The sequence below is a fragment of the Gallibacterium genomosp. 2 genome, assembly GCF_000771895.1.
GTDB lineage: Bacteria > Pseudomonadota > Gammaproteobacteria > Enterobacterales > Pasteurellaceae > Gallibacterium.
This window is the reverse complement of sequence record NZ_JPXY01000015.1, coordinates 1-5,642: the sequence shown is the minus strand read 5'-3', so window position 1 is coordinate 5,642 and position 5,642 is coordinate 1. Positions and strand designations below refer to the sequence as shown.

Sequence of the window (5,642 nt, the reverse complement as noted above, 5' to 3'; positions counted from 1 at the left end):
ACTTTCCTTTATTTGCAGAAGATCAGACTTGATCTGACAAATCACTATAAAAAGTGAGAGTTTCCCGTTTAGAATATGAGTGCAAAATTCAATCTAAACAAAAAAGGAAACTCTCATGTTTTATTCTAACAATCCACTTATTAAACACAAGATAGGTTTATTAAATTTAGCTGAAGAATTAGGTAATATTTCTCAAGCATGTAAAGTGATGGGATTGAGCCGAGATACGTTCTATCGTTATCAACAAGCCGTTGAACAAGGTGGTGTTGATGCGTTACTTAATCAAAATCGACGTGTGCCAAATCTGAAAAATCGGGTGGATGAAGCCGTTGAACAGGCTGTCGTGAAATTTGCCCTTGATAATCCAGCGTTTGGACAAGTCAGAGTAAGCAATGAACTTCGTAAACAAGGTATCTTTGTGTCAGCTGGCGGTGTACGTTCTATTTGGTTACGTCATCATCTAGCCAATTTTAAGCAGAGATTAATTGCCCTTGAGAAATTGGTTGTAGAGCAAGGCATTATTCTCAGTGAAGCCCAAGTACAAGCGCTAGAGCGTAAAAAAGAGGAAGAGATGGCGTGTGGAGAAATTGATACTGCACATCCCGGTTATTTGGGGTCACAAGATACATTCTACGTTGGACATATCAAAGGTGTGGGGAGAATTTACCAACAAACCTTTGTTGACACTTATAGTAAAGTAGCATTTGCCAAATTATATACAATGAAAACTGCTATCACCGCAGCAGATATCCTCAATGACAAAGTGTTACCTTATTTTGAAAGCCAAGGGTTGCCGCTATTACGCATCTTGACTGACCGTGGTAGTGAATATTGTGGCAAAGTGGAAAATCACGATTATGAGCTTTATTTAGCGATAAACGACATAGAACATAGCAAAACTAAGGTGAAGCATCCACAGACTAATGGTATCTGTGAACGCTTCCATAAGACTATCTTGCAAGAATTTTATCAAGTGGCATTTCGGAAGAAAATTTATCGGGATTTAGCCACATTGCAAGCAGACTTAGATGAGTGGTTGATGTATTATAACCATCATCGAACACATCAAGGGAAAATGTGCTGTGGAAGAACGCCAATAGCAACATTACTTGATGGAAAGCGTATTTGGGCAGAAAAGAATTTAAGCTCAAATTAATCTGACAGGCACGCTAATTTTAAACGGGGACTGTCAGATTAGGTTTGATCTTCTACAACTGAAGTTTAGAAATAAAAAATGGGGATAATCGGTTGAATATCCCCATTTTTCTTTATTTTTTAAACTCTACGTTCTTCTTTTCTCTTTCATCAACCACCAACGAAAAAACATCAGGACGACTATAATGCCCAGAAACATCAAAGTCATAGCGAGCTTTGACTATCTCATCTAAATCAATTTCTGCACTAATTAGTCCTACCTTATCTTTTAATGGACCTGCAATAATTTCACCCATTGGATTTACAATAACACTATTTCCGTGCATTAAAGGTAAATCAGTGTCCCATTGAGGCACCTCAATACCTAATTCTTTTGGCGATGGCTGTACTTGACAAGCACTAATAAGAAAACATCTTCCTTCATAAGCAATATGCTGCATTGATGTTCGCCAAATTTCCCTTGTATCAACTGTTGGTGCACACCAAATATCAATTCCTTTTGAATACATTGCCATTCTCAGTAGTGGCATATAATTTTCCCAACAAATTGCAGCACCTATTTTACCAGCTTCCGTATTGATAACAGGTAAAGTTGAGCCATCACCTTGTCCCCAAATTAAACGTTCTGTTGCTGTCGGCATTAATTTTCGGTGCTTAGCGACAAGCCCATTTTCGGGAGTAAAAAACAAGGCTGAGCAATAAAGACTGGTTTGACTTCGTTCAATAACACCTATAACAATATTTGCTCCTGTTCTTTGGGAGAGTAATGCTAATTCATCTGTTTCAACACCAGGAACATCAATTGCATTTTGATAATATTGTGCAAATTCATCTCGACCTTCGGGTAATCGATAGCCTAAGTAAGTACCAAAAGTTTTCCCTTTTGGATAACCACCTAAAAGCGCTTCTGGCATTACGACCAATTTTGCTCCTGAACGTTTAATCTCTTCTTCAAATGTAAGAATATTTGCTAATGTTTCCGCTTTACCTTTTTGAGATGAACCAATTTGTAATGCTGCGACGACTGTTTTTGTCATAATATAATTCTCCTATTGATAAATATAGCCAAGGGTGATAAGTAGAAATAATGCAACTAACCAACTAAACGCAATGTTTGGGCGTTGAAAACGGTTTGCTAACAATAATGAACTGCCTTGAACTACAGGTGTTACCGTAGATAATCCAGAAACAGGTCCACCAGTTAGAAAGTATTGACCTAAATTACCACCCGAAATGGCAGCTACAGCAGCTAACATTGGATGACCACCCGCTTTTAAAACAATATCAAGGAATGGCAGAATAATGGCTGCAGAGGCGGAATATGATTGAGTTATAATCCCTGTAAGTAATGAAATTCCGAACAATAATAAAATTGGTGCAGTGTCTAACCCAGGTTTAAGCCATTCAGATAATAATGCAGCAATACCAATATTATTAATCACTCCTGACATATATAAGAAACAGATTGTAGCAACGAGTGGAACAGCGATTTTTTGTACGCCATCTACCATTGCTTTCTCTCCCTCTGTAGGATTAATTTTGGCTAACAATATCGTAATTAGGCTAGCGAAGAAGCCAACAATGAAAATTGGCATTTTTAATACAAAGCCAATCACTAAAATAGCAAATGGAATGATTGCAGTGATCGACGATATATGACTTGAATGGCTTTCAAACTCTTTTAGAATTTTTTCCATTTCTTCAGCACTATATTTTTGTAGTGTGCCTGAAGCAATCACATCTTTATGCATTCGCCAATACGCAAGAACCATTACTGCAGCAGCTGTTATAGCACCATATACATTGACCATACCAAAACCGACACCAGTCATTGTAATGATAGCGACTTGTGTTGGGTGAGCGAAACCTGCGCCACAACCTAAAATATTAGCGTGTTGTAAAGCACCTGCGGCAGGATCAGGTTTTACGCCTAATTTTAATGCTGCGGGTCCAGCAATAACACCTGTAATAACCGCTTGTGTAAATCCCACCATCATTCCTATAAAACCAGCGGCAATACTTGCAGCAGTAATAATGCCAGGTCCACCACCAACATAATTACCTAATTTAATTACGTCTCGAATAATTACAGATAAAAAACCTGTTTTATGCATAATACCAATAAAGAGTAAAATCCCTGTCATATCAGCTAAAACAGGATTTAAACCATTAATAACTAATTTGGCAATACTTACACCTTCACCACCATAAAGAGGAATTCCTACGGTTAAAGCTGCGAGGGTAGAACCAATAATAGCGGTAAGATAGAGAGGTGTTCTTCCAATAACCATTAATATTAAGGTGATAAACATAATGGATTGGGCCATAATGATTGCAGACATATATCCTCCTAGAATGATTGATTAAGTGATTTGAAGTATTCTCTCTTTCATCAAGCATTTCTATAAAAATATTGACCATTAATTTCATTATATTGATAAATTATGCCATTAATATCATAATATAGTGAAAATCTATCAATATATTGATGATGGGAGAAAATATGACCGTTAAAGGAATGCAGATTGTAGATGTTAAAATTGACCGCTCTAATCAAGAACTTACTAACCACGGTGATTTTACTTTTCCACTCGCAGTTTATAAAAATACACTTTCTAAAAATTTACTAGGTTATGTAATTTGGCACTGGCACGATGAATACCAATTTTCATATGTCACGCAAGGTGAAATCTATTTTTATATTAATGATCAAACATTTATTTTAAAAGAAGGACAGGGGATCTTCATCAATACTGGTTGTATACATTCTATAAAGGCGGTAAATGATCCTGAAAGCACCTATGTTTGTATCAATATTGATAAGAAACTTTTCTCAAGCTTTAAAGGAAGTGTTATCGAACAAAAATATTTGAATACTTTAACTCAATCAGCTATTTTTCTTGATTTATCGGAAGAGTGGCATATTGAGTGTATCAATAAATTAAAAGATATTTACCAGTTCTATGTCGATAAATCATTTAGTTTTGAAATTGATATCTGTATTAACCTAATGCAAACCTTAGCACTTATTGTTAAGAATGCTTTAAACCCTATTTTGCTTACTACAATAGAAAGTAAAGATGAATATCAAAAGATCAAAAGAATTCTTTCTTTTCTTCATCAACATTATGCAGAAAAAATAACTTTAGAGCAGATTGCACAACATATTTTTCTCAATAAAAATGAGTGTTGCCGTTTATTTAAACGAAAAACAAAAATGACTATTTTTGAATATCTACTAGAACATAGGCTCAATAAAAGTATTGAATTATTAATTCACTCTGATAAAAGCATTAGTCAAATTGCAATTGATACAGGATTTAGTACAGTGAGTTATTATATTGATACATTTCATAAAAATGTAGGAATAACGCCTAATGAATATCGGAAAAGAGAATTAAAATAATGTATAGATTTATCTTCACTATATTTTTCTCGCTATGTATCTTACCACTTACCGAACTCCAAGCTCGCCAGTTGCAATGTAAAGTGGTAGGAATTAACGATGGCGATACTTTAATCTGTTTGCATAAGCGGACGCAGCTTAAAGTACGCCTGCAATATATTGATGCTCCCGAATCGGCTCAGCCTTTTGGTAATAGGGCGAAGCAATCATTAGCTCAACTGGCATTTAAAAAAGAGGTTGAACTTGAGATCACGGGCTATGATAAATATCAACGGCTGTTGGCAGTGGTTTATGATCAGACAGGTGAAAATCTTAACTTAATTCAAGTACAGCGAGGAATGGCGTGGGCGTATCGCCAAACGCAACCGATCTATCTGCAAGCTCAGCAACTCGCTCAACAGCAAAGAATAGGTTTATGGCAAGATAAAAATCCGATCAATCCTGCGGATTGGCGTGCAAGTAAGCGGTCAGATGAACATTCATTTTGGCAAAACTTCCTGCCTAAAGCACCGCTTGCAACTATAGATTGTAATGTAAAAAAAGTTGTAACGATCTTCCCGATTATGACACGGCGAAACGCTACTTTAAACAATGCCGTTGGCGAGAGCTAGATGGCAATAATGATGGTATCCCTTGTAATAAACTTTATCGACAGGCTCAGCGACAATGATTAATCATACTTTTCGTTCCTATTTTCCTTTTTTTCAAGACAATCCAGATGCGGTATATTTAGACACGGCTGCAACGACACTCAAACCGAAGGTGTTGATAGATGCAACGCTCAATTTTTATCGTTCATCGGGATCGGTTCACCGTAGTCAATATGATTTTCCTCAAACGCAACGTTATGAATTAGCAAGGGATTTAGTGGTAAAACGTTTTAATGTCGCCACACGAGATGCGGTGATCTGGACCAGTGGCACAACCCATTCACTTAATTTAAGGGGCTGTAGTAGATTAGCAACAATGCTATACTACAAAAATGAAGATAACATATTGTAAATTAAAGAAATCTATACAGAAAAAACTGCTTGAGTTTTTTGTCGCAGAAGTTACTGCAAGAACGGCAGCAAATTTGCTA

Annotated in this window: 4 protein-coding genes and 3 pseudogenes; 5 read left to right on the top strand and 2 right to left on the bottom strand. The window is 36.4% G+C overall.

The features are described 5' to 3' along the window. The first annotated feature begins 115 nt into the window (after positions 1–115). Positions 116–1,156 (top strand): IS481 family transposase, encoded by a 1,041-nt coding sequence (locus tag P375_RS03340; RefSeq protein WP_039134362.1) that lies wholly within the window; start codon positions 116–118, stop codon positions 1,154–1,156. A 112-nt stretch (positions 1,157–1,268) separates the two neighbouring features. Here P375_RS03340 and P375_RS03335 read toward each other — a convergent pair whose 3' ends face one another. Further along, positions 1,269–2,192, bottom strand: coding sequence for a carbon-nitrogen hydrolase family protein (locus tag P375_RS03335; RefSeq protein ID WP_039134359.1), 924 nt, complete (start codon positions 2,190–2,192; stop codon positions 1,269–1,271). 12 nt (positions 2,193–2,204) lie between these two features. Further along, positions 2,205–3,497 carry a citrate transporter gene (locus tag P375_RS03330; protein ID WP_039134356.1) on the bottom strand — a complete coding sequence of 431 codons (1,293 nt, stop codon included), beginning with the start codon at positions 3,495–3,497 and terminating at the stop codon, positions 2,205–2,207. A 146-nt stretch (positions 3,498–3,643) separates the two neighbouring features. On the opposite strand from P375_RS03330, the gene P375_RS03325 reads away from it, so the two are divergent. From P375_RS03325 to P375_RS12370, 4 genes and pseudogenes are all read left to right on the top strand, one after another. Further along, positions 3,644–4,561, top strand: a complete 918-nt coding sequence (locus tag P375_RS03325) for an AraC family transcriptional regulator (protein WP_081964383.1) — start codon at positions 3,644–3,646, stop codon at positions 4,559–4,561. Next, positions 4,552–5,231, top strand: a pseudogene (locus P375_RS03320) (thermonuclease family protein). The gene P375_RS03325 and the pseudogene P375_RS03320 overlap by 10 nt, the downstream one beginning before the upstream one ends. Next, a pseudogene (locus P375_RS03315) lies at positions 5,228–5,503 on the top strand (aminotransferase class V-fold PLP-dependent enzyme); the annotation flags it as partial. The pseudogenes P375_RS03320 and P375_RS03315, both read left to right, overlap by 4 nt. A gap of 40 nt (positions 5,504–5,543) precedes the next feature. Continuing rightward, a pseudogene (locus tag P375_RS12370) lies at positions 5,544–5,642 on the top strand (IS1595 family transposase); the annotation flags it as partial.